21 protein-coding genes are annotated in these 22614 nt (G+C 71.7%); 7 read left to right on the forward strand and 14 right to left on the reverse strand.

All coding sequences use genetic code 11. From position 1 onward, the window contains the following. Nucleotides 1-27 precede the first annotated feature (27 nt). The gene (gene hisN, locus FHX82_RS21735; protein WP_145935128.1) at nucleotides 28-813 is read left to right on the forward strand and encodes a histidinol-phosphatase; all 786 of its coding nucleotides are present in this window, start codon (nucleotides 28-30) and stop codon (nucleotides 811-813) included. A gap of 58 nt (nucleotides 814-871) precedes the next feature. Next, nucleotides 872-1387 carry a DinB family protein gene (locus FHX82_RS21740; RefSeq protein ID WP_145935129.1) on the forward strand — a complete coding sequence of 172 codons (516 nt, stop codon included), beginning with the start codon at nucleotides 872-874 and terminating at the stop codon, nucleotides 1385-1387. A gap of 7 nt (nucleotides 1388-1394) precedes the next feature. On the opposite strand, the gene FHX82_RS21745 is transcribed toward FHX82_RS21740, so the two are convergent. From FHX82_RS21745 to FHX82_RS21795, 11 genes are all read right to left on the reverse strand, one after another. After that, the gene (locus FHX82_RS21745) at nucleotides 1395-1676 is read right to left on the reverse strand and encodes a DUF2218 domain-containing protein (RefSeq protein WP_145935130.1); all 282 of its coding nucleotides are present in this window, start codon (nucleotides 1674-1676) and stop codon (nucleotides 1395-1397) included. A 174-nt stretch (nucleotides 1677-1850) separates the two neighbouring features. Further along, nucleotides 1851-2420, reverse strand: a complete 570-nt coding sequence (locus FHX82_RS21750) for a TetR/AcrR family transcriptional regulator (protein ID WP_145935131.1) — start codon at nucleotides 2418-2420, stop codon at nucleotides 1851-1853. Between the two features lie 77 nt (nucleotides 2421-2497). Further along, a complete protein-coding gene (locus FHX82_RS21755; protein WP_145935132.1) occupies nucleotides 2498-2899 on the reverse strand; it encodes a GNAT family N-acetyltransferase in 402 nt (133 codons plus the stop codon). Then, complete coding sequence (gene purB, locus FHX82_RS21760; protein ID WP_145935133.1) at nucleotides 2883-4157, reverse strand: adenylosuccinate lyase; 1275 nt, start codon at nucleotides 4155-4157, stop codon at nucleotides 2883-2885. The genes FHX82_RS21755 and purB overlap by 17 nt, the downstream gene beginning before the upstream one ends. An 18-nt stretch (nucleotides 4158-4175) precedes the next feature. Next, nucleotides 4176-5666, reverse strand: coding sequence for a glutamine synthetase family protein (locus FHX82_RS21765; RefSeq protein WP_145935134.1), 1491 nt, complete (start codon nucleotides 5664-5666; stop codon nucleotides 4176-4178). Nucleotides 5667-5670: 4 nt separating this feature from the next. Beyond that, entirely contained in the window at nucleotides 5671-7053 is a 1383-nt protein-coding gene (locus FHX82_RS21770) for an amidase (RefSeq protein ID WP_183176752.1), read from the reverse strand. Next, complete coding sequence (locus FHX82_RS21775) at nucleotides 7050-8948, reverse strand: hypothetical protein (RefSeq protein ID WP_145935135.1); 1899 nt, start codon at nucleotides 8946-8948, stop codon at nucleotides 7050-7052. Before FHX82_RS21775 ends, FHX82_RS21770 begins: the two co-directional genes overlap by 4 nt. Next, entirely contained in the window at nucleotides 8945-9289 is a 345-nt protein-coding gene (locus FHX82_RS21780) for an ATP-binding protein (protein ID WP_145935136.1), read from the reverse strand. Before FHX82_RS21780 ends, FHX82_RS21775 begins: the two co-directional genes overlap by 4 nt. A gap of 97 nt (nucleotides 9290-9386) precedes the next feature. Then, complete coding sequence (locus tag FHX82_RS21785; protein ID WP_229881325.1) at nucleotides 9387-11285, reverse strand: FAD/NAD(P)-binding protein; 1899 nt, start codon at nucleotides 11283-11285, stop codon at nucleotides 9387-9389. 20 nt (nucleotides 11286-11305) lie between these two features. After that, nucleotides 11306-12691: a class-II fumarase/aspartase family protein gene (locus FHX82_RS21790; protein WP_229881326.1), complete on the reverse strand. Its 1386-nt coding sequence runs from the start codon at nucleotides 12689-12691 to the stop codon at nucleotides 11306-11308. Further along, a complete protein-coding gene (locus FHX82_RS21795; protein ID WP_145935137.1) occupies nucleotides 12688-13713 on the reverse strand; it encodes a ketoacyl-ACP synthase III family protein in 1026 nt (341 codons plus the stop codon). The genes FHX82_RS21790 and FHX82_RS21795 overlap by 4 nt, the downstream gene beginning before the upstream one ends. A gap of 251 nt (nucleotides 13714-13964) precedes the next feature. Here FHX82_RS21795 and FHX82_RS21800 point away from each other — a divergent pair, with 251 nt between their 5' ends. Then, complete coding sequence (locus tag FHX82_RS21800; protein ID WP_221216359.1) at nucleotides 13965-14219, forward strand: phosphopantetheine-binding protein; 255 nt, start codon at nucleotides 13965-13967, stop codon at nucleotides 14217-14219. Here FHX82_RS21800 and FHX82_RS21805 read toward each other — a convergent pair. Further along, complete coding sequence (locus FHX82_RS21805; RefSeq protein ID WP_145935139.1) at nucleotides 14203-14910, reverse strand: response regulator transcription factor; 708 nt, start codon at nucleotides 14908-14910, stop codon at nucleotides 14203-14205. The genes FHX82_RS21800 and FHX82_RS21805 overlap by 17 nt on opposite strands. A gap of 190 nt (nucleotides 14911-15100) precedes the next feature. Continuing rightward, entirely contained in the window at nucleotides 15101-16534 is a 1434-nt protein-coding gene (locus FHX82_RS21810) for a PucR family transcriptional regulator (RefSeq protein ID WP_183176753.1), read from the reverse strand. A gap of 246 nt (nucleotides 16535-16780) precedes the next feature. Here FHX82_RS21810 and solA point away from each other — a divergent pair, with 246 nt between their 5' ends. Further along, nucleotides 16781-17929 (forward strand): N-methyl-L-tryptophan oxidase, encoded by a 1149-nt coding sequence (gene solA / locus FHX82_RS21815; RefSeq protein ID WP_145935141.1) that lies wholly within the window; start codon nucleotides 16781-16783, stop codon nucleotides 17927-17929. 324 nt (nucleotides 17930-18253) lie between these two features. On the opposite strand, the gene FHX82_RS21820 is transcribed toward solA, so the two are convergent. Further along, the gene (locus FHX82_RS21820) at nucleotides 18254-19315 is read right to left on the reverse strand and encodes an LLM class flavin-dependent oxidoreductase (protein WP_145935142.1); all 1062 of its coding nucleotides are present in this window, start codon (nucleotides 19313-19315) and stop codon (nucleotides 18254-18256) included. A 232-nt stretch (nucleotides 19316-19547) separates the two neighbouring features. On the opposite strand from FHX82_RS21820, the gene FHX82_RS21825 reads away from it, so the two are divergent. Genes FHX82_RS21825 through FHX82_RS21835 form a run of 3 tightly spaced genes read left to right on the forward strand, consistent with a single transcriptional unit; the run spans nucleotide 19548 to nucleotide 22599 of the window. After that, nucleotides 19548-21167 carry a (2,3-dihydroxybenzoyl)adenylate synthase gene (locus tag FHX82_RS21825; protein ID WP_145935143.1) on the forward strand — a complete coding sequence of 540 codons (1620 nt, stop codon included), beginning with the start codon at nucleotides 19548-19550 and terminating at the stop codon, nucleotides 21165-21167. An 11-nt stretch (nucleotides 21168-21178) separates the two neighbouring features. Further along, nucleotides 21179-22426: a DegT/DnrJ/EryC1/StrS family aminotransferase gene (locus tag FHX82_RS21830; protein WP_145935144.1), complete on the forward strand. Its 1248-nt coding sequence runs from the start codon at nucleotides 21179-21181 to the stop codon at nucleotides 22424-22426. Beyond that, nucleotides 22417-22599 (forward strand): tautomerase family protein, encoded by a 183-nt coding sequence (locus FHX82_RS21835; protein ID WP_145935145.1) that lies wholly within the window; start codon nucleotides 22417-22419, stop codon nucleotides 22597-22599. Before FHX82_RS21830 ends, FHX82_RS21835 begins: the two co-directional genes overlap by 10 nt. Nucleotides 22600-22614: the final 15 nt, after the last annotated feature.

Here is a 22614-nt window from a genome sequence, read left to right on the forward strand (position 1 = left end):
GACCGGTAGGCGTGAAACCATCGTCGTGTGGCCAGCTACTCCGATGATCTCACCCTGGCAGGGCGCCTCGCGGACGCCGCCGACGCGATCACCACCGCCCGGTTCCGCGCGCGGGACCTGCGGGTGGCGAGCAAACCCGACCGCACGCCGGTGACGGACGCCGACACGGCCGTCGAGGACGCGGTGCGCGAGCTGCTGGCCGCGGAGCGCCCGTCCGACGCGGTCGCGGGCGAGGAGCGGGGCGGGACGGCCTGGTCGTCGGGGCGGGCGTGGGTGCTGGACCCGATCGACGGGACGAAGAACTTCCTGCGTGGCGCGCCGGTGTGGGCGACGCTGATCGCGCTGGTGGAGGACGGCACGCCGGTCGTCGGGATGGTGAGCGCGCCGCTGCTGGGGCGGCGGTGGTGGGCGAGCCTCGGTGAGGGCGCGTGGCTGCGCGACGCGGCGGGCGAGCGGCGGATTTCCGTGTCGGGCGTGTCGGCGCTGTCGGACGCCTACCTGTCGACGACGCACCTGAACTCGTGGAGCGAGCACCACTCCCGCGAGGCGTACCTGACGCTCAACGACGCCTGCTGGGAAACCCGCGCCTTCGGCGACTTCTGGCAGCACTGCCTCGTCGCGGAGGGCGCGATCGACCTGGCGGCGGAGGCGATCGTGAACCCGTGGGACGTGGCGCCGATGCAGGTACTGGTCACCGAGGCCGGGGGCCGGTTCAGCGATTTGGGTGGCGAGGTGCGCTTCGACGGCGGGTCGGCGCTGTCGTCGAACGGGCACCTGCACGACGAGGCGCTGGGGATCCTGCAGGGCAGCTGAACGGTCCGTGCAGAAATCCGCGCTGGTCCTTCCCGGCCGGGCGGCCGATGCTGGGGCCATGATTCAGCCGGACACCAAGGACTGGACGTGGGTACTCGACCGGCCCTGCCCTGATTGCGGGCTTGACACCGCGAGCTTCGCCAAGGAGGACGTCGGGCGGTTGCTGCGGGAGAACGCCGACGCGTGGCAGCCCGTGCTGGCCCGCCCGGGTGCGCGGGACCGGCCGGCACCCTCAACGTGGTCGCCACTCGAATACGGCTGCCACGTGCGGGACGTGTGCCGCCTCTTCCTCGTGCGGCTCGACCTCATGCTCACCGAGCAGGACCCCGAGTTCCCGAACTGGGACCAGGACCGCACGGCCGTCGAAGAACGCTACGAGATCCAGGACCCCGCGCAGGTCGCGAAAGAACTCGCCGAGGCGGCGGAAAAACTGGCTTCAGCGTTCGACAACGTCTCCGGCGAGATGTGGCAGCGCACGGGCAGACGCGGCGACGGCGCGAGGTTCACGGTGGAGACGTTCGCGCGGTACTTCCTCCACGACCCCGTGCACCACCTGCACGACGTGCACGGCTAGTCGATGATCACTCCCACGTCACCTCCAGGCCGTCACGGCGGGCAAAGCGCTCCAGGTGCCCGCCGACGGTGACCCGGATCCGGTCGAGCAGCTCGGGGACCGTGGCCTCGGCGATCAGCAGCAGGCCGTCGGTGTCCGCCCGCAGGTGACACGTGCCGCCGCGCGGGAACTCGATGAAGCCCGTCGGCGGGCTCCACTCCGCCTTGACCCGGTGGGAGAAATGGCTGCACAGCTGTTTCGCGTAGCGGTTGGCCGAGGGCGTGGGCACGCGAGCCTGGGTGCGCAACATCGCGATGAAGTCCTTTCACGCAGCGGACGACCGCGGCGGAAGTCGTCTCCCGACCGAGAATACGGAGACGCTCTGTCGTCCGTCAAGACACTGTGTCTCCACCACGACACTCACGCACGAAAAGGGGCTTCCCTCGCCTGCGCGGCGGGGGAAGCCCCGGTGTGGTGGGACAGCTCAGCCCGGTGGCCGGAGCCCGGAAAGCGTGACACGCACGAGCCGCCGCACGGCGGCCTTCGACGTCAGCACCCCCGCCGCGGCGAGCGAGTGCACGCAGAACAGCGCCAGCTCCTCCGGGGACACGTCGTCGCGCAACGTGCCGGCCAGCGCCCCCTCGGCGAGCAGGTCGCGGAGGAAGTCGGTCAGCTCCCTGCTCGCCCGCACGGCGTGCTCACCCTGGTGCAGCAGTGCCGCGAGCTCGGTGCGGTGGTGCTCGAACGAGATCATCGCGTACTTCTCCAGCACCGCTTCGAGCCGCTGGTCGGCCGCGTCCGCGGTCTTGCTCGCCGCGGCCAGCTGTTCGAGGCTCCGCTCCATCTCTCTGGCGTGCCAGGCCACGAGGACGGAGTCGATGTCGGAGAAGTACTTGTACAGGGTGGCGCGCCCGATGCCGGCCTCCTCCGCGATGCCGGACATCGTGATGGAGGAGAGCCCGTGCTGGGCGATCAGGGCCGCGACGCTGTCGAGGGTCGCCTCGCGCACGGCACGACGGTGGTCGTTCACCGACTGATCCCACCGTTTCGACATGCCGCCAGTATAGGCGCGTTCGGGTCCGGTGGAGACATCATGTCGCAGTCGTGACAACCTCCGTCCCGAATGGTCACTCACGGACTGCGCAACCACGCCGATTCGTGCCGGGAGAAACCGATGTGCGGGTAGTACTCGCGTGCCCCCGGCGCGGACAGCAGCACGATCTTGGCCTGTGGTGCCTCCTGGGCGAGCGCGTCGATCAACGCGATCCCGATTCCGCGGCGCTGGTGCGGCCCGGCGACCGCGATGTCGGACAGGTAGGTCACGTACGAGAAGTCCGAAACGGCGCGCGCGATCCCGGCCAGCTCGCCGTCGATCCGGCAGACCAGCACCAGGTTCGCGTTGGCCACCATGGCGGCCATCCGCTCCCGGTCGGCCACGGGACGGCGTTCGCCGAGCCCGGACGAGTGGTAGACGGCGAGCACCTCGTCGAGGTCCAGCTCGTCGCCCCGCACGCGGTCAATCTTCCAGTCCACGAAGGGCCTCCAGACGGTATCGGAGCACGGAATGGCGGGTCAGGAACAGATCGGGCGACAGCGTTCCGGGGTCGACGCCCTCCTCCGCCAGCGCGGTGCGGAAGTCCCCGCCGCGGTCCGCGGCCCGCTGTACGAGACGGTAGGCCTTCTCCCGGTCCATCCCCTCGGCGAGCAGCCGGGCGAGCACCACCGAGCTGTACACGAGCCCGCCGGTCGCCTCCACCGCGGCGGCCATGCGGTCCGGGAACACCGTGAGCGTCTCGACCAGCTCCGTCGCGGCGGTGACCTGGTAGTGCCCGGCGATGAGGCAGTCGGCGAGCGCGACCCGCTCCACCGACGAATGCGACAGATCGCGTTCGTGCCACAGCGCGACGTCCTCCAGCACCGGCCCGGCGTAGCCGCGCACCAGGCGCGCCAGCCCGGTGAGCCGCTCGCTGGTGGTCGGGTTCCGCTTGTGCGGCATGGCACTGGAGCCCTGGTACGCACCGGTCCGCTGCTCCTCGACCTCGCGCACCTCGGTGCGCTGCAACAGCCGCAGCTCCAGCGCGAGCTGCTCCACGCACGCGGCCAGCACGGCCACGGCGCAGGCGAGTTCGGCGTGCCGGTCGCGGGCGACGACCTGACTCGGCACGTGTTCGACGCCTAGGCCGAGCGCGCCGCAGACGTGTTCCTCCACCTCGGGATCGATGAGCGCGTAGGTGCCCACGGCACCGGAGATGGTGCCGACCGCGACGGCGTTGCGGGCCGCGCGCAGCCGCCGGAGCGAGCGGTCGACGGCGAACGCGTGCCCGGCCAGCTTGTGCCCGAACGTCGTCGGTTCGGCGTGCACGCCGTGGGTCCGGCCGACGCAGACGGTGTCCCAGTGCTCGACGGCGCTGTCCACCAGCACCCGCCGCAGCCGCTTCGCCGCCGTCAGCACCAGGTCGCCGGCCCGGGCGAGGGTGTGGCCGAGCGCGGTGTCGACGAGGTCGTAGCTGGTCATGCCCAGGTGCACCCAGCGCGCCGCGTCGGCGGGCATCGGTTCGCAGAACGCCGCGAGGAAGGCGAGGATCTCGTGGTCGCGCTCGCGTTCGTGCTCGGCGACCCTGGCGGCCGTCGGCGCGGGAGTCCGGCGGATCTCCGCGAGCGCGTCCTCGGGCACCCGCCCGAGCCGCGCCTGGGCCTCGGTGGCGAGCACCTCCACGCGGGTCCACAAGTCGTAGCGGGCCTGGTCGGTCCACAACGCGGCCATCTCCGGCCGCGAGTACCGCGGGATCACGCTGCCGCCCCCGCCCGCTCAGTAGACGTCGAAGTACTCACGGTGCTCCCATTCGGTGACCTCGCCGTCGAGTGGGTCCCCGCCGCCGGTGGCGGTCTCGAACCGGACGACCTCGCTCTCCTTGAGCTTCCCCAGCAGGGTCGCCAGCGGTGCACCGAGCAGGTCGGCGGCCGCGGGACCACCGCGGAAGGACTCCAGTGCGTCCCGCAGCGAGGTCGGCAGGGCGCTGCCGCCGTCGTCCGGCAAGGTTCCGGCGAGCCCGTTGAGCCCGGCGAACAGCTGGGCGCCGATGGCCAGGTACGGGTTCGCGGCGGGCTCGCCGATGCGGTTCTCCACGTGCGCCGCCTCACCCCCGCCGACGATCCGGGCGAGCGCGGTGCGGTCCTCCACCCGCCAGTCCAAACGCGACGGGGAAAGTGCCGGACCGGGCCGCAGCCGCCGGTAACCGTTCACCGTGGGCACCGACAGCAGGCACAGCTGCCGGGTCAGCGCCAGCAGCCCGTCGACGTAGCCCTTGGCCGCCGGGGACAGCGGCTCGGCCTCGGAATCGGCCGCGAACGCGTTCCGCCCCGTCGTAGTGTCCACAACAGACTGATGGAGATGCCAGCCGCTCGGGTCGAACCCGGGCAGTCCCGGCAGTGCCATGAAGGAGGCGTGGAAGCCGCGGCGGGCGCAGAGCTGCTTGGTCAGCGTGCGGAACAGGAGCATGGCGTCGGCGGCGTCCACAGCGGACAGCGGGTCGAACGTGAACTCCAGCTGCCCGGGGCCGGACTCGTGCTCGATCGACCGCAGCGGCAGCCCGAGCGCCTCCAGCGCCTCGGCCAGCGGGCCGGTGATCTCGGCCGCGAGGTCGAGGTGGCTGTCCAGGTTGAACTGGTAGCCGGAGTCGAGCGGCGCGACCGCGGGAGCCTGCGCCTGGCCACCGAACCCGTTGCCCGCCGCGCTGGGCTGTCCCGGCAGCCTGCGCGTGAGGTACCACTCCACCTCCAGCCCGATCACCGGGGCCAGCTCGCGCGTGGCGAACAGCTCCGTGACCCGCCGCAGCACCGCGCGGGAACCGAGCGGGTGGGGCGAACCGTCGCGCAGGTACTCGTCACCGAGCACCCACGCCGTCGCCGGTTCCACGCCCGGCAGCACCTGGAAGGTCCGCGGATCGGGCACCACGACGAAGTCGCCCGCACCCGCCAGCTCACCGACCCCCACTCCGGGGTCCTCGGCGAGGAAGTCGACCGCGACCGCGTGCCCGGTGTCCAGCACGAACGGTCCGGCGCTGAAGTCCATGCCGTTGCGCAACGCGGCCCGGAACGCGGCCGGGGTCAGTGCCTTGCCCCTGGCCAGCCCGTGCGGGTCCGCGAAGACGAGCCGGACCTGCCGGACCTCGTCCAGCGCCGCCTCGACCCGCGCTGCCGCGGCCGTCTGCTCGTCGTCCCACAGGCCGTGCCGGGCCACGAACCCGGGGAGCCCCACGCTGCCGTCCGGGTACGGACGAGGCCACCGTCGCGAAAGCATTGCCTCACTTCACCCCTTCGTCGGTCGGTACGGGTAGCGGATAGCGGTGGAAGGCGAGGGCGGCCTCGATCGTGGCCGCCACGCCGAACACGAGTTCGTCGCCTCCCGGCGGGCCGACCAGCTGGATCCCGACCGGCAGTCCCGCCGGGGTGAGCCCGGCTGGCACCGAGACCGCGGGCTGACCGGTGAGGTTGAACGGGTAGGCCGCGGGCGCCCAGGCGAGCCACTGCAGGTCCGCCGGGCGGGCGGCCCACGACGGCCCGACGGCGTACGGGTGGAACGGTTCGATCGGCACGGTCGCCATGGCGAGCAGGTCGTGATGTTCGAACACCGTCGAAATCCGCGCCCGCAGTGCCAGCTGCGCGTCCGCCGCCCGCACCAGGTCCGTGCCGCTGAGCGTGCGGCCGTAGCGGACGACCTCCAGCCGTCCCGGGTCGCACCACTGCTCGTCCTCGGGGCCCGTGCCCGCCGCCTCGTTCGCGGCGAGGACGTCCACCAGTGCCGGGTACGGGTCCTCGAACGGCACGTCGGCCTGCTCCAAGCGGTGGTCGCCGAACACCGGCAGCACGCTCTCGCACACCCGGCGCACCTCCGGCGCGGTCCCGGGGAACTCCAGCCACGCGATCCGCAACGACGTCCGGTGCCGGCGCGGGGCCCGCCGCACCAGCCAGGAGTCCGGGTCTCCGCGATGCGGCCCCGACGCGTACCGGAGGACTTCCTTCGCGTCGCGCACGCTGCGCGCGAGCGGGCCGAGGTGGGCCAGCCGGTCGGCACACGGGGGTACGTACGGCACCCGGCCGAAGGACGGCTTGTACCCGACCACCCCGCAGAAGGCCGCCGGGATGCGGATCGAGCCCGCCCCGTCGGTGCCCAGCGCGAGGTCGCACAGCCCGGCCGCGACCGCGGCGGCCGCTCCGCCGCTCGAACCACCGGCGGAACGGTCGGGCGCCCACGGGTTGCGGGTGGGCTCGGCGACGCGGCTGGCCGTGCTCGCGCTCCAGCCGTACTCCGACGTCGTGGTCTTCCCGACGACGATCGCCCCGGCCTCCCGCAACCGCGCCACCGCGGGCGCGTCCACCCGCGGCCGCCGGTTCTCCAGCAGGGAACCGCGGGCCGTGGGCAGGCAGGCGGTCTGGACGAGGTCCTTCACCGACAGGGTCAGGCCGAGCAGCGGCCGGGCGAGCCAGGCGTCCCGGCCGAGCCTGCGCACCAGCTCGTCGGCCGACGCCGCGGCGTCGAGCGCGCTGTCCCCGGCTACCGAGACGTACGCGCCGAGCACCGGGTCGAGGCGTTCGATGGCGGCGAGCGTGGCCTCGACGTGTTCGGTGACCGACAGTTCCCCGCCGCGGAGCCGTTCCCTGGTCTCGTGGGCGTCCGGGAGGGTCAAGCCGACTCCCCCGGCCGCCCGCCCGCGATCCGCGACCAGTGCCAGCGGCTGTCGAACGCGGTGACCGCGCAGTCCGCCCCGGCCGCGACGGCGGCGCCCGTCAGCGTCGTCGCGTGGGCGAGGAACCGCGACGCGCGGTCGGCGGCCAGCAGGTCCTGCTCGTCGAAGGGGGTACCGGCGCAGCGCAGGAGCCGCAGGTCGACGAAACCGCCGAAACGCCGTCCGGCCAGCTCGACGGCCTGCGGGCTGCGGATGCTGAACCGGACCTTGGCCGCCACGTGGCCGTGGTGGTGCTGGTCGGAGTAGTAGGCGAGGTCCGGCACCACCGGGGGCACGAAGTAGTCCCTGGCCACGACCTCCGGTGTCTTCGGCAGGTTGCCCGCCAGGAAGTGCCAGGAGTTGTACTGCATCCGCGCGGACATCGACCAGGCGACGTCCGCGAGCCGGGCGGCCGAGCCGCCGAAGTGGCGGGCGGCGGCGGGATCGGGGATCACGCAGCAGAAGAAGTCGGGCAGGTCCCACTGCACGATGCGGGACCAGTCCTGCTCACGCAGGGCCGCGAGCAGCATCGGCAACGACCGGATACCGCGGCTCATCGCGAAGTCCGTCTCGAACGCGTCGACGGTGGCGGACACCGTTTCGGCGACCAGCGCTTCCAGGCCCGTGCCGAAGTCTCCGTACGGCCGGGTCAGCCAGTCCGGCGCGGCGCTCAGCGCGGCCGAAAGTTCGTCGAGGCCCTTGCCGTCCAACGGAAGTCGCTCGCTCAGCCGCGCGGCCAGCGCCGCCTCCCTGGCCAGCGCCTGCTCGCCCCGCGGTGCGGCGACCTGCTCGATCTTGTGCATCAGCGGGCCGTGGATCTCGCGGTACAGCTGGACCCGGCCGCTGATCTCCTGGCGTTGCTCGCGCAGCCGCCAGGCCAGGTCCCGCAACGAGTTCACGTCGGCCGACGCGGCGTGCGGCACCTGCGGAGCGCCGGGCACGCTGTTGTACTTGCGGCGCACGCGGTCCAGTAGCGCGGCGACGTGCGCGACGGTGAGCTGTGTGCCGTTGGCCTCCTCGATCCTGCCGTAGCCGACCGAGAGCACGAGGAGTTTCAGGCACACGACGAGCACGACGTCGTTGTCCGACCACAGGTCCAGCGCGAGCCCCTGGAGGCTGCTCAGGGCGCAGTCGGGGTGACCGGGCCAGAGGGTCTTCCCGGTGAGCGTGTTGTGTTCGCGGAAGTTGGTGTACCGCTTGGTGTCCTGGTACAGCACGAACGGGGCGGTGCGCAGCGCGGCGTCCTTCAGCTCGTCCAGCAGCTCGTTCCGCCCCTTGGTACCGAGACCCGCCAGCCACTTGCGACAGTCCACAACGGACGAAAGCGCACGGCGTTCCTCCCGGTGCAGCTCCTCGCGGTAGCGCTCCAGCGCGGCCGCCGTCCACCGCACGCGCAGCACGCCGTCCACCAGGTCCTCGCCGTCGCCGAGCGGGCGCTGCGACGGTACGCCGACGGCGATGCGACCGCCCGTCGTCAGGCCGAGCTCCCCGACGTGCACCGGTTCGCCGTCCGCCGTGCCGTCCGGGTGCTGCCGTCCGTCCTGCCAGGACAGTCCGAACAGGGCCTTCAGCGCGCACTGCTCGGGCAGGCGCAGGGCCCGCAGCTGGACGTCGGCGGGCACGTGCCCGTCGAGGGTGAGCAACACGTCCACCGCCGCGGCCGGGTCCGGCGCCGCGATGGCGCGCTGCCAGGCGCGGCGGAGCAGGCCGGGAAAACCGTCGTCGGGTGCGAGGACGTGGTCCGGTTCCGGTGCCGTGCCGGCCTTGCTGCCCAGCCTGCTGGGGCGGCGGCTCAGCCGGGCTTCGGCGAGCGCTGCCCGGTGCGAGGAGGCCGTCCGCAGTGTCGTCAGCTTCATGATCGGTCTCCGCTCGTGGCTCCGGTGAGCTCGATGTGGGTCCACATGCCTTGGCCGGTCGGCGTCCAGTCCTCGTCGACGTAGATGCAGTCGACCGGGCACACCAGCACGCAGGCCGGGCAGCCCGAGCACAGTTCCGGCACGATCACCACGTCCAGCCCGTCGTCGAAGATGGCCCCGAACTCCGGCGGGCAGTTGCGCAGGCACGTGTCGCACACGATGCATTCGGACGACTCGATGCGGCGCGGCGGTTTGCGCCAGTTCTCGTCCCGGGTCCGGGTGGCGATGCGCGCGGCCCGGTTCGCGCCCGCGCGAGCGGGCGGGTTCGCCGGTTCGGCCATTTCAGCCCCTCACTCGAGAAGTCTCGTTCCCCTTGTTCCGGAAAACACGGTATTGGGGTCGCCTGCACACGGGTTGCCACAGTTTCTAAACATTCCCTCAATTTGCCTGCTCGACCTTTTCCCCGGCCGGCGCGCTTTTCCCGTTCCCCACCACGGCGAGCACCGCTCTGGCGATGGCGTCCGCGTCACCGAGGATCACCGAGTCGACGTCGGGGCGGACGCCGGCCGCCGTCACCCAGTGCACGGTCTCGGTCGGCACGCCGTAGGCGAACCGGCGCGGGTGCGGCCTCTTCCAGCGGTCCAGCAGGTGGTACGGGCGCGGTGTGACGGCGAGGCCGCCGGTTTCGTACGCGCCGCCGCGAGTGCGGGGCAGGCCGTAGGGCCGGCACTGCCCGGAGTTCAGCAGCAGGCGGGCGAGCGGGTCGGCCGAGCGACGGACGTCGAACTCCGGCAGCCGCGCCTCGACCAGCGTGGTCACCCGCACCGGCGGCGCGTCCACCGACGAGGCGCCGACCACGAACGCCCGCCGGTCCGGCGCGATGTCCACCCGCATCCCCGGCCCGAGCGGGCGCAGCACGCCCGCCTCGACCAGCGCGATCAGCTCGGCGACGCGTCGCGCCGGCGGTCCGATGGACAGGAAGGCGTTCAACGGCGTGTACCAATCCTGCAGGTCGCGCCGGTACGAGTCGCCGGTGACGCCGCCGTGGTCGACCACCAGCCGGACCTCGTTGCGCAGGTCCCGCAGCACGTCGAGCGCGGCCTTCAGCGGACTGTCCACATTGCCCAGTCGCGCCTCGGCGAGGTCCCGGCGCAGGTGGTCCAGCAGCCAGGCGCGGAACTCCTCATGGCTGCCGAACCCGCGGCCGCGGTCGGGATGCGCGATGACGTCCCAGTTCCAGCGTTCGCCGGCGCCGATCCCGTACTCGCGGAGCAGCTCGTCCTCGCCGGACTCGGGCAGTTCCCGGTACCGCCGGAGGAAATCCGGGTGGCCGCGGGAACGCAGCAACGTCGAGTAGTAGACGGCACGGACCTCGCGGGAGATCAACGGCCAGACCTCGGCCCGGAAGTCGACGGGCCTGCCCGCCCGGAGCCGCGCGATCACCTCGGGTGTCAGGAAAAGCGGTTCGTGCCGCCCCGAGACGCCCTTCTGGTTCTCGCCGCGGGCGTGGTACGGGATGCCGCGCCGCGATCCGGCGTACAGCACCGGTTCCGCACCTGAACGCACGTACCGCAACTGGTCGCCGTCGCGCTCGAACCGGCCGCCACGGCCCTGGGTGAGCAACGTCAGGTAGTCGAAGAAGTTCAGCCCCAGCCCCCGGAGCGCGACCGCGCCGCCCGGCGGGATCCGCGCCAGGTCCTCCCCCACCTCGGCCGGGTTCGCGGGTGGGAGGTAACGCACCTGCCGGGCGACGAACGTGCCCAGCCGCCGCGACTCCCCCGTCAGCGGCATGTCGAGGTGCCCCTGCGCGAGCACCACCGCGGCCAGCCCGCCCAGCCGCGTGCCGTCGGCGAGCACCACCGTCTGCAGCCCGGCCGTGTCCTCGTCCAACGCCAGCGCCGACACCTCGTGCAGCCGCACGGTCACGCCGTCGGGCGCGGACGCGCACAGCGAGCGCAGGGCCCAGCGCAGGTACTCCCCGTAGAAGGCACGGCTCGGGTAACTGTCCGGGCCGAGCCGGGCCGCCTCCTCGCGGACGCGTTGGCCGACGTCGTCCGGCAACGCCTTCGCCCATTCGTACAGGCTGGGACCGGGCAGGATCGGCCCGGCGCACCGCACGCTCTCGTCGGTGAACACGGTGACCTGCGAGGTGACCGTGTTCATCAGCAGCGACGGCGGCTGGTCCACCGACCAGACCCGGCTCCCCCTGTGCACGAAGGGATCCACGACGTGCACCACCAGCTCGCCGCCGGTGTGGTTCGCCAGTACCCGCTCCAGCACGCAGATTCCCCGCGGCCCGGCCCCGATCACGCAGACGGCCGCACGTTCGGATGTCACCCCACCCTCCCCGACTTCCCTCAGCCGCGGCGGCGTTCGGCGTAGCGGTCGAGCACCCTGGCGGTCAGCGGTTCCGCGGCGCCGAGGTAGCCCACCGGGTCGAACAGCGGCGCCAGGTGCCCGTCGGGCAGCAGCCCGGCCAGCCGCGGGTCCTGCCGCGCGAGGTCGGCGAACGCCGTTCCCGTGTCGTCCGCGTCCACCGCCACCTCGGTCAGCAGACTCTTCGCGCGTGCCTTGCCCACCAGCGGGGCGAGCGCGACGTTGAGCCGTTCCGCCAGGATCGCGCCGCCCGTGCGGGCCAGGTTCTCGGCCATCCGCTCCGGGTGCACCACGAGTCCGGCGCACAGCTGCGCCGCGGTGTGCGTGGCGCCGCCGGTGAGCCGCAGCGCCTCGGCCAGCGGCTGCCACTCGGTGTGCCACGCGCCGGCGGGCCGCTCGTCCTCGGCGAGCATGCACTCGGCGAGCACCGCGGCCAGCGCGGGCACCTGCCGGGCCGCGGACAGGATCATCGTGGCCAGCACGGGATTGCGCTTCTGCGGCATCGCCGAGGACGCGCCGCGTCCGGCCTCGAACGGTTCGGACAGCTCGCCGATCTCCGTGCGGCACATCAGTTGCACGTCGAGCGCGAGCTTGCCGAGCGCCCCGGTGACGAACTGGAGCACCGCGGCCAGGTCGGCGATCGGCGTGCGGGCGGTGTGCCAGCTGGTGACCGGCTCCGCCAGTCCCAGCTCGGCCGCCATCGGGGCCAGCAGCTCGACCCCGCCGTCCTGCAGTGGAAACCCGGACTGCCCGTCGATTCCCGCGTAGGCCGCGTACGCCGCCAGTGTGCCGGCCGCCCCGCCGAGCGAGACGGGCAGCTCCAGCCGCTGCACGCGGTCCTGCGCGTCGAGCACCAGCTGCAGCCAGGTCGCCGCCTTGAGCCCGAACGTCGTCGGCACCGCGTGCTGGGTGAGCGTGCGCCCCGCGAGCAGTGTGCCCACGTGGTCCTCGGCCAAGCCGGCCAGCGCGTCCGCGACCAGGTCCAGGTCGGCCTCGACCACGCCCAGCGCCCGCCGGGCCACCAGCATCGCGGCGGTGTCGAGGATGTCCTGGCTGGTGCCGCCGCGGTGCACGTACTCCGCGGCGGACGGCTCGCGCCGGGCCACCTCCCTGGTGAACGCCGGTACCAGTGCCACCACGGGGTTGGCCGCGGCCCGCGCCGCCACCGCGAGCTCGGTGATGTCGAGCCGGGCGTGCCCGGCGGCCCAGGTGATCGCCTCCGCGGCGGCGGCCGGGATCAGCCCGAGCGAAGCCTGTGCGCGGGCGAGCCCGGCCTCGGCCTCCAGCATCGCGCGCAACCACGCCTCGTCGTCGGTCAGCGACTCCACCGGCGTGCCTGCCCACACCGGGGCGAGCAGGCCGCTCAAGGCGCCTGGACGATCTCGACGACGGCGCAGGCGGCCTCCATCCCGGGTGCGCCACCGACCAGCAGCACCTTGTCCCCCGGCACGACCTGGCCGGTGCGCCACACGTGCTCGAGGCCGCGGATCATGTCGACCGGTCCGGCGTGCCCGTGCCGCCGCGTGAAGTCCCAGATCCCGTGCGACTCCTCGACGCCGATCGGGTCGAGGAACACGTCGCGCAGACCCTGCCAGGTGAAACCGTCGTGGACGACCCTGGCGATCCGCTCCAGCGACGTGTCCGCCTCGTCCATCGCGGTCTTCGCGGCTTCGATCATCACGCCGCCGAAGTCGCCCATCGGCGGGAGCGTGCCCTCCACCATCTGCTGCCCGAACCGCGCCCAGCGCTCGTCGAAGTTCAGCGCCTTCCCGACCGTGAGGCTCGGCGGGAAGATGTTCTCCCCCGCGCGGTCGCGCAGTTCGAGCTCGGGGTCGGACACCGCGTGCACGGACAACAGCCGGGCGAAGCCGGGCTTCTTCGACAGCACCAGCGCACCACCGCCGTCGGCCAGCACGAACAGGGTGGTGGCGCGCCACCGGTCCACCGCGGGCGTACCGAAGTTGTCGCCCGCGGTCAGCAGCACCGAGACCCGGTTCGGGTCCGCCTGGAGGAAGCAGGTGGCCAGGTGCAGCGTCGCGAAGGAACCAAGGCAGCCGTTGTGCACCTCGATCGAGGTGACGGGCTGGTTCACGGTGTTGCGGTTGATGTAGTGCTGGGCGGACCAGCCGTCAGGGCCTTGCGGGTGCACGTTGGTGTGGAACACGCCGCCGAACTCCGCCGGCGCGCGCCCGGCCTGCTCCAGCGCCCGCTGCGCGGCCTCGACCGCAAGGTCGGGAGCCGGGCGCGTGCCCGCCACGGTGATCGACAGCAGCCGGCTCTGCTCGCGTTCCTCCGCTCCGTACCACCCGCGGTCGACCGCGTCGGCCGTCTCGACGAAGTCGGTGTCCGCGGTACCGATACCCGCGAAGAAGACGTCGTTGACCTTCACTGGATTCACTCCCGGTTTTCGAGGAAATCGTGCTGGGTCGGACCCGGCGGGCGCGGCCGGTCACCGGTTCCCGACGCTAGCGCCGGATCCCTATACTTCCGGCGCCCCGGCCGACAACAACGGTTAAACGGCCTTCCCGGCCGCGATGCCGAACAGTTTTCCCGATGGTTAGGCGGCATTTGCCGCTCGTGTGAGCACGACGGGTCATGCTGCCCGCGACGAACACCTCGCACTCCCCAGGAGGAACGCCCGTGGTGGACATCCCGACGTTCGAAGAAATGCGGGAAACGGTCGCGGAACTGGTCGGGGCCGACCCCGCCGCGATCACCCCGGAGACCGACCTGCTGGAGCTCGGAGTCACCTCGCTGGGCATGATGCGGCTGGTGAACCGCTTCCGCCGCGCCGGGCTGGCGGTCGAGTTCCGCGTGCTGTCGGCCGAACCCACGCTCGGGGCGTGGCTGCGGCACGTGGCGGCCGTCGCCGCCGACGTCACGGCTCGAACTTGAAACCGAGACCGCGGACGGTGAGCAGGTGCCGCGGATGGGCGGGGTCCCGCTCGACCTTCGCCCGCAACCGTCCGATATGGACGTCCAGGGTCTTCGTGTCGCCCACGTAGTCGGCACCCCAGACCCGGCCGATCAGCTTCGCGCGCGTGAGCATCCGGCCGGGGCTGCGCAGCAGGCACTCCAGCAGCTCGAACTCCTTGAGCGGGATGTGCACCTCCTCGCCGTGCACGGTGACCACGTGCCGGTCGGCGTCGATCCGCACCGGCCCGGCGGCCAGCACCTCGGCCGGCGGTTCGGGATCCGGCGGCGGTTCGGGGTGGTCCGGCTCCAGCCGCCCGCGCCGCAGCACCGCGCGCATCCGCGCGACCAGCTCGCGCACGGAGTAGGGCTTGGTGACGTAGTCGTCCGCACCGAGTTCGAGGCTCACGATCTTGTCGACCTCGTTGTCGCGCGCGGAGACGACGATGACCGGCACCCCGGAGCCCGCCCGCAGCCTGCGGCACAGGTCGGTACCGGGCATGCCCGGCAGGATCAGGTCCAGCAGCACGATGTCCGCGCCGCGGCGGTCGAACTCGGTGAGGCCGGTGGGGCCGTCGGTGGTCACGACGGTGCTGAACCCGTGATCGCGCAGCGACGAGGCCAGCGAGTCGGCGCTGGCGGTCTCGTGATCGACGATCAGGACCCTGGTCATGGTCGGAACGCTCCATCCTCGGGGCGCGGACCCGCGTCCGCGGCGGTGGGCAGGACACGACCGGCCGCGCGGGAGGGATCCTCCCCTGGCCACGAGCCGGTCGAATCCAGCTAACGGCACCGGGGTGGCGGGAAGATAGGGCGCCGGAACCAGACTTCGGGCGAAATCTTGCGGTCCCGGTACGAGTGGATCAACGTCCGCGGTTCCGGCCCGCCGGGCGCCGCTCCTTCGGGGTACCGCGGCCCGAGAGCAGTGCCGGTCCCATCCGTTCGGCGAGGTGCAGCGCCAGGTGCAGGCGGAGCTGGTCCTGGCCGATCGGCCTGGACCGCAGCTGCTCGGCCTTCTTCACGCGGTAGGCCACCGTGTTCTTCGCGATCCGCAGCCGCTCGGCCGTGGCCGTGGTGCTGCGCTCGGAGTCCAGGTAGCACTTGAGTGTCTCGCGCAGCGTGACCACCGGGCGCTCCTGGTCGGCGAGCCCGCCCAGCTCGCGGCGGACGAACTCGGTCAGCCGCCCGACGTCGCCGCCCATCAGCACGAACAGCTCCAGCGTGCGGTAGTCGTGGATGTTGCCGGAACCCGCGAGCACGGTGCGGCTCAGGTGCTCCAGCGTCGCCGCCTGCCCGTAGGAACGGCGGAACCCGGCGACGCCCTCCGCGGGCAGACCGCCCGCGACGTGCACGTGCCCGCCCGGTAGCGCCGTGGGGTCGAGTTCGCCGAGTTCGGCGGGCAGGCCGTGGACCCGCCCGCCCCACGCCCACAGCCGCGCCGAGCCCGCGGGCACCAGTAGCGTCGAGGAGCAGCCGGCCTCCCGCAGCAGCCCGGTGGCGACGGTTTCGAGCTCCCGCGTCCAGTTGCGGGTGTCGTCGTCGCACCACGGGACGGTGTCCTCGTCGTACCAGAGCACCAGGCCGAGGTGGTGCAGCGACAGGTCGTAGCCGAGGTGGCGGTGGGCGCGCTCGGCGTTCACCCTGGCGCCGTCGAGGATGCCGTGCACCAGCTTCGCGCGCTCGGCGGCCGCGCCGGCGCTCTGGCGCCGCCGCTCGGCCAGGAACGCGAGGGTGATCTCGTCGCCCAGCAGGCTCATGCTGTGGAACAACGTCGTGGTGATTTCCTGCATGGCGGTCGCGTGCTGCTCCGGCGGGAGGCCCGTGGCGGCCGCGTGCAGCAGGCGTTCGGTCAACACGGCGTAGAGGTCGTTGAGGGCGTGCAGCCAGCTCTCGGGCGTCGAGCCGTTCGCCAACCGCTCCCGGACGCACTGGCCCAGCTCGCGGCGGAAGTACCCGGGTACCGGCTCGGCGCGCGCGAGCCGGTACAGCGTCCACGTGACCGTGCCCTCGACGAGCCGTTTCTCCGCGGGGGAAACGGGATTGTCCGGCGAAGACGAGCAGCTCAGCTGGTCGACGATCAGCTGGGTGGTCTCCGCCGTCCACGCCGCGGCGGCCAGCCCGGCGTCCGCGACCAGTTCGTCGACCTCGCGGGCACCGGTCAGCACCGATTCGAAGGCGGCCGGATCTGCGGGGTGCAGCAGTTTTGCCCAGAAGTACGTCGATTTCGATTCTTCCGGGACCTCGCCGGAATCCGGCTCGCGGTTCTCCACAACGGGTGGCGAGCATTCCCGGGTCATGCGCTCGGCCTCCTCACGAATCGCTCGCGCTGCGCGGCTTTCTGTGGCCCCACAGGGCATCGCCCTCACCGACTGTACGCGGCCGACGCAATAGGCCATCCGCACTTCGCGCTGGGACACACACCGGGGACGGCGGAATCGTGCTATCTTCGGCGGGGTCGAACCCTGTGGGCGCAGGGATTGTTCTACTTTTCCATTTCCCCGTGCCGGTGCCGCAGTGTGCATCCGGAACGAGGGAGAGACACCATGCCGGAATGGGACGCGGAAGTCGCTGTGGTCGGCCTCGGCGCGTGGGGCGCGTCGGCGTTGTGGCGGCTGGCCGTGCGCGGGATCGACGTCGTCGGCATCGAGCGCTACCGGCTCGGGCATGCGTTCGGCTCGTCGCACGGCGGCAGCCGGATGTTCCGGATCACCTGCCTGGAGCACCCCGGACTGGTGCCACTGGCGCGTGCGTCACTGCGCCTGTGGCGGGAGCTCGAGGTCGGGTCCGGTCGCGAACTGCTGCGGCAGGTGGGTGGTCTGCTGATCGGGCCGCCGGACGGGGTGGTCGCCGGCGGCACGCTGCGGGCGGCTTCCCAGCACGGGATCGAGGTCGAGCAGCTCGCCGCCGAGGAGCTGAGAAAGCGCTTTCCGGCGCACGCGGGGATTTCCGACGACCAGATCGGCGTGTGGGAACCCTCGGCGGGCATCCTGCGTCCGGAGCTGTCGATCCAGGCCGCGGTCGCGGTGGCCGAACGGGCAGGTGCCCGGGTTCACCTCGACACCGCGGTCAGCGCCGTCGAGTTGGTCGACGGCGGGGCGCAGGTGCACACCCCGCTGCGGACGCTGCGGGTGCGCCAGGTCGTGGTGGCGGTCGGCAGCTGGCTGTCCTCGCTGGTGCCCGGCCTGCCGCTGCGCGTGCTGCGGATGCCGATCACCTGGTACCGCCCCGAGGACGACCCGCACGCCTTCGCGCTGGAGCAGTTTCCGGTGTTCATGCGCGAACGGGAGAACAACCTGATCCTTTGGGGCAACGGCCGGGACGGCGACGAGGGGAACGAGGTCAAGCTCGGCCTGGAGAACCTGCCCGGGGAACCACCGGCGCTCGACCCGGAGACCGACGACCGTTCGGTGGGCCCGGCCGACTGGGCCGCGCTCAGCGCCGAGCTGGCAACGGCGGTGCCGGGCCTCGAACCGTTGCCCGCCAAGGTGTCGGTCTGCATGTGGGCGCAGACCCCGGACGGCCAGTTCGTCCTCGGCAGGCCCGGCGGGGACCAGCGGCTCGTTCTCGCGGGAGGCTGCAACGCACACGGGTTCAAGCACGCCACTGGCATCGGCGAGGTGCTGGCCAGGACGGTCACCGGCGAGCCCGAGCTGTGCGACCTGTCGTTCACCTCGCCGGACCGGTTCGCCTGATGTAGTCCTGTCGGCAAGTAGGAAGAGCCTATCGCCTGATTGTTGACAACAGGCTCTTCCTACTCGCGACTCAGTGCCGAAACCGCGGCATCACCCGGCCCGCGACGAACACCCGCGCCCGATGAACAAAACCGATCACCACTGCGGCGTTCCTGCCGCGATCGACCTTCTTGACCTGCCCACTACCTCTGCCGCCACCCCGCCACCACCGCGAGTCAGCATCCCAGCCGACCACGCCACTGCAGCCACAAGACGCCAGCCTTGTCGGCAAGTAGGAAGAGCCTATCCTCTGATTGTTGACAACAGGCTCTTCCTACTCGCCACTCAGTGCCGAAACCGCGGCATCACCCGGTCCGCGAAGAGCGTCAGCGCTCGGTGGCTGTCCTCGAAGTCCTGGTAGCCGGGGCTGAACTGGAGGCTCACGCACAGGTCGGTGCCAAACCACTCGCCGATCGTGGCCACCTGCTCGGCCACCGCCTCCGGCGTCCCGGCGAAGACCTTGTTCTGCCGCAACGACTTCTCGAAGTCGTACTGCTTCACCTTGTCGATGAACCCCTCGTAGCCGGGGTAGGCCGCCGACCGGGTGGTCGCCCACGCGGCGATCGCGCCGGTCATCTGCTCGATGTAGTTGGTCTCGAACCGCTCGGCGAGCGCCAGCGCGTGCCCGCCGTCCTCGGCGACGTAGCAGGTGTACTTGATCTGGATGCGGGCCCCGCCCTCCGCGTGTCCGGCGGCCGCCCACGCCTCGCGGTAGGCGGCGAGCATCTCGGACAGCTGCTCACGGCTGGTCACCGACGGCACCACCTGCAGGTGGTAGCCGGCCGTGCCCGCCGCCGCGCACGACTCGGGGCTCGTCGCGGACGCGACGAAGATCGGCGGGTGCGGCTGCTGCACGGTCCGCGGCTGCAGCGTCACCGGACCGAACGACGAGAACTTGCCGGAGAACACGACGTTCTCCTCCGACCACAGCCTGCGGCACGCCTCGATGCCCTCGTCGAACCGCTCCCGGCTCTCGGCCATCGGCACGCCGAACCAGTCGAACTCGTCCGGCAGGAACCCGCGGCCGAAGCCGACGTCGAGCCTGCCGCCGGAGAGGTTGTCGAGCATCGCGAGCTTTCCGGCGAGCTTCAACGGGTGCGTAAAAGCCGGAATGACCGCGCCGGTCGTGATGCGGATCCGGTCGGTGACCGCCGCGACGGCCGTCAGCAACGTGACGGGATCAGGACTGTAGCCGCCGTAACCGGAACCGTAGTGCTCGACGGTCTGCACGTGCTCGAAACCCCGTTCCTCCGCGAGCCGGGACAGCCGCAGGGTCTCGTCGTAGTAGTCCCGTGCGCTCTTGCGCCCGGGCTCCATTACCGGGAAGAAGTTCAAGCCGAAATCCATGTGGTCTCCCTGGGGTTTGACCGGGCCGGGCACGCGCACGGCGGCCCGTGACCTCGTTTCTACTGGCCCCGGCGCAACCGGTTCTTAAACTTTTCCGCAACCTGTGCTAACGGGATCTGCAAGAATCGTCGGGAGCCGCCGGAAGGCTTTTTCGGCGATTGTCCCCGGGGTTAGTCTGGCGGCATTCTTCCCGTGCTCCGGGAATCAGCTGCGTTCGTCGAAAGAGGTACCCATGCTCGAGGGTTGCGTCCCGCGCGCGGACGACGAGATCGGCAGGCTCCGAAAGGCAGGCTACTGGGCCGGGGTCACGCTGGGCGGGCTGCTGCGGGAGCGGAGCCGGGCCCACGGGCCCCGCACCGCGCTGGTCGACTACGACCGCCGGTTCAGCTACGCCGAGCTCGACGCGTGGGCCGACCGGCTCGCCACCGGTTTCGCCCGGCGCGGGATCTCCGTCGGCGACCGGGTGCTGGTGCAGCTGCCCAACGGCGCCGAGTTCGTGGCCGTGTGCTTCGGTCTGTTCCGGCTGGGCGCGCTGCCGGTGTTCACCCTGCCCGCCTACCGCGCCGACGAGGTGCGCCACCTCTGCGACATCGCTCAGGCGGTCGCCTACGTGATCCCGGCCGTGTTCGGCGGGTACGACTACCGGCGGCTGGCCCGGCAGGTGGTGGACAGTAGGCCGGCGCTGAAGGAGGTCTTCGTCGCCGGTGATCCCGGCGACTTCACCGCACTGTCCGAACTGGACAAGGAGTCGGCGGAGTTCGCGGACCCGGACCCTTCGGACGTCGCGTTCTTCCTGCTCTCCGGCGGCACCACGGCGCTGCCGAAGCTGATCCCGCGGACGCACGACGACTACTTCTACCAGGCACGGATCACCGCGGAGATCGACGAGCTCGGCGTGGACACGGTGTACCTCGCGGTGCTACCGGTCGAGTTCAACTTCACGTGGGGCTGCCCGGGGATCATCGGCACGCTGCACGCGGGCGGCACGGTGGTGCTGGCGGCCAGTCCCAGCCCCGACGAGTGCTTCGCGCTGATCGAACGGGAGCGGGTGACGATGACTTCGGTCGTGCCGACGGTGATGCACCTGTGGCTGGAGGGCAGGCACTGGTCCGAGCACGACCTGTCGAGCCTGCGCGTGGTCCAGGTCGGCAGCGCGAAACTGCACCGCGAGGTCGCCGAGGAGATCGAGCCCGCGTTCGGCTGCCGCCTGCAACAGGTGTTCGGCATGGCAGAGGGACTGCTGACCTTCACCCGGTACGACGATCCACATGAGACGGTCGTGGCCACGCAGGGCCGTCCGGTGTCACCGGCCGACGAGGTCCGGGTGGTCGACAGCGACGGCAGGGACGTGGCGGTCGGCGAGATCGGTGAGCTGCTGGTCCGTGGCCCGTACACGCTGCGGGGGTACTTCCGGGCGCCGGAGCACAACGCGGTCGCCTTCACCGAAAACGGTTTCTACCACAGCGGCGACCTGGTCCGGTTCACCGAGGACGGCAACATGGTCATCGAAGGCCGGCTCAAGGACGTCATCATCCGTGGTGGGGACAAGGTTTCCGCCACTGAGGTCGAAGCGCACCTCACCGCGCACCCGGACGTCGAGCAGGCCGCGGTGGTACCCGTGCCGGACGCGCTGTTGGGCGAGGGCACCTGCGCGTACGTCATCGTCGCGCCCGGCCGTCCCGCGCCGGGGCTGCCCGTGCTGAAGGAGTGGCTGCGCGGGCGCGGGCTCGCGGAGTTCAAGCTGCCGGACCGGGTCAAGGTGGTCAGGGAGTTCCCGTTGACGGGCCTCGGAAAGGTGGACAAGAAGGTTCTCGCCCGCAGGCTCGCCCAGCAGCCCGCCGAGGCCAGGTGAAGGGGGACACGATGACGTACCGGGTTCCGTTCGCGCGGCGGGGAAGCGTGGTCGACGAGCGCGACCTGCAAGCGCTCACCGAGGTCGTGCAGTCCGGGGAAGCGCTTTCTTCCGGCTCCTGCCGCGACCGGTTCGAGGCGAAGTTCCGTGACTTCGTCGGCGCGAAGCACGCCTTGTCGGTCACCAGTGGCACGGTGGCACTGGAGATCGCGATCCGGCTGCTCGACCTGCAGCCGGGCGACGAGGTGATCGCCACCCCGCAGACGTATCAGGCGTCGGTGCAACCGCTGCTGGCGCGGCAGGTCACCGTCCGGTTCTGCGACGTGGACCCGCAGTCGCTCAACCTCGACCCGGTGGCCCTGCGCGAGCTGCTCACCCCGCGCACCAAGGGGATCATCCTGGTGCACTACGGCGGATATCCGGCCGAGATGGCGGAGATCATGGGCATCGCGCGCCGCCGCGGCATTCCGGTGATCGAGGACTGCGCGCACGCGCTGGGCGCGCGCTACCACGGCCGCCGTCCCGGCGCGCTCGGCGACATCGGCTGCTTCAGCTTCCACACCAGCAAGAACATCACCACGCTCGGCGAGGGCGGCATGATCACCCTCAACCGCGACGCGTGGGCCAAGCGGGTCGACCGCATCCGGTCGAACGAGGTCGACGGCACGTACGCGCCCGCGGGCGTACTGGCCGGCCGGGCACCGCGGATCCTGCCGTGGATGAAGTTCTCGGCGGGCGTTTACCAGGACTCGTGCCGGTCGGTCGCCGGCGCGGGGACGAACGCGACGATGTCCGAGGCGGCGGCCGCGGTCGGCGTGGTGCAGCTCGACAAACTGCCCGCGCTGACCGAACGCCGACGCTGGATCGCCTCCCGCCTCGACGAGGTGCTGGAGGGCTACCCGGGCGTGCGGTTCCACCGGCCGCCGCCGGGGCTGGAGCACGCCCAGCACCTGTACACGTTCTTCATGCCCGGCGGCCCGGACGTGCGCTACGAGCTGGTGCGCGCGCTCGACGAGCGGGGCGTGGAGATCCAGCTGCGGTACTTCCCGCAGCACCTGCTGCCGGAGTGGCGGCTACGCGGCCATTCCATCGGCGAGTGCCCGGTGGCCGAGCGGCTCTGGTTCTCCTCGCACGTGAACCTGCCGTGCCACCCCGGCCTCACCGACGCCCAAGTCGACTACCTGGTCGAGGCCCTGTACGACGCACTGTCCACTGTGGGCGGTACGCGGAACCGGAGTGGAGTGCTGAAATGCCGCTGATCGACGTCAAGATCTACGAACACCGCCTCACTCCGGCCACCCGGGAGGCCCTGATCGCCCGCCTGACGGACGCGGTCGCCGAGGTCTTCGACGATTCCATCCGCGAGCACACGTGGGTGGTCCTGCAGCCGGTGCCGTCGGATCACTGGGGTATCGCGGGCAAGGCGGGCTGACGCCGGGGTTCCTGC

The sequence above is a fragment of the Amycolatopsis bartoniae genome (assembly GCF_014191255.1).
GTDB lineage: Bacteria > Actinomycetota > Actinomycetes > Mycobacteriales > Pseudonocardiaceae > Amycolatopsis_E > Amycolatopsis_E bartoniae.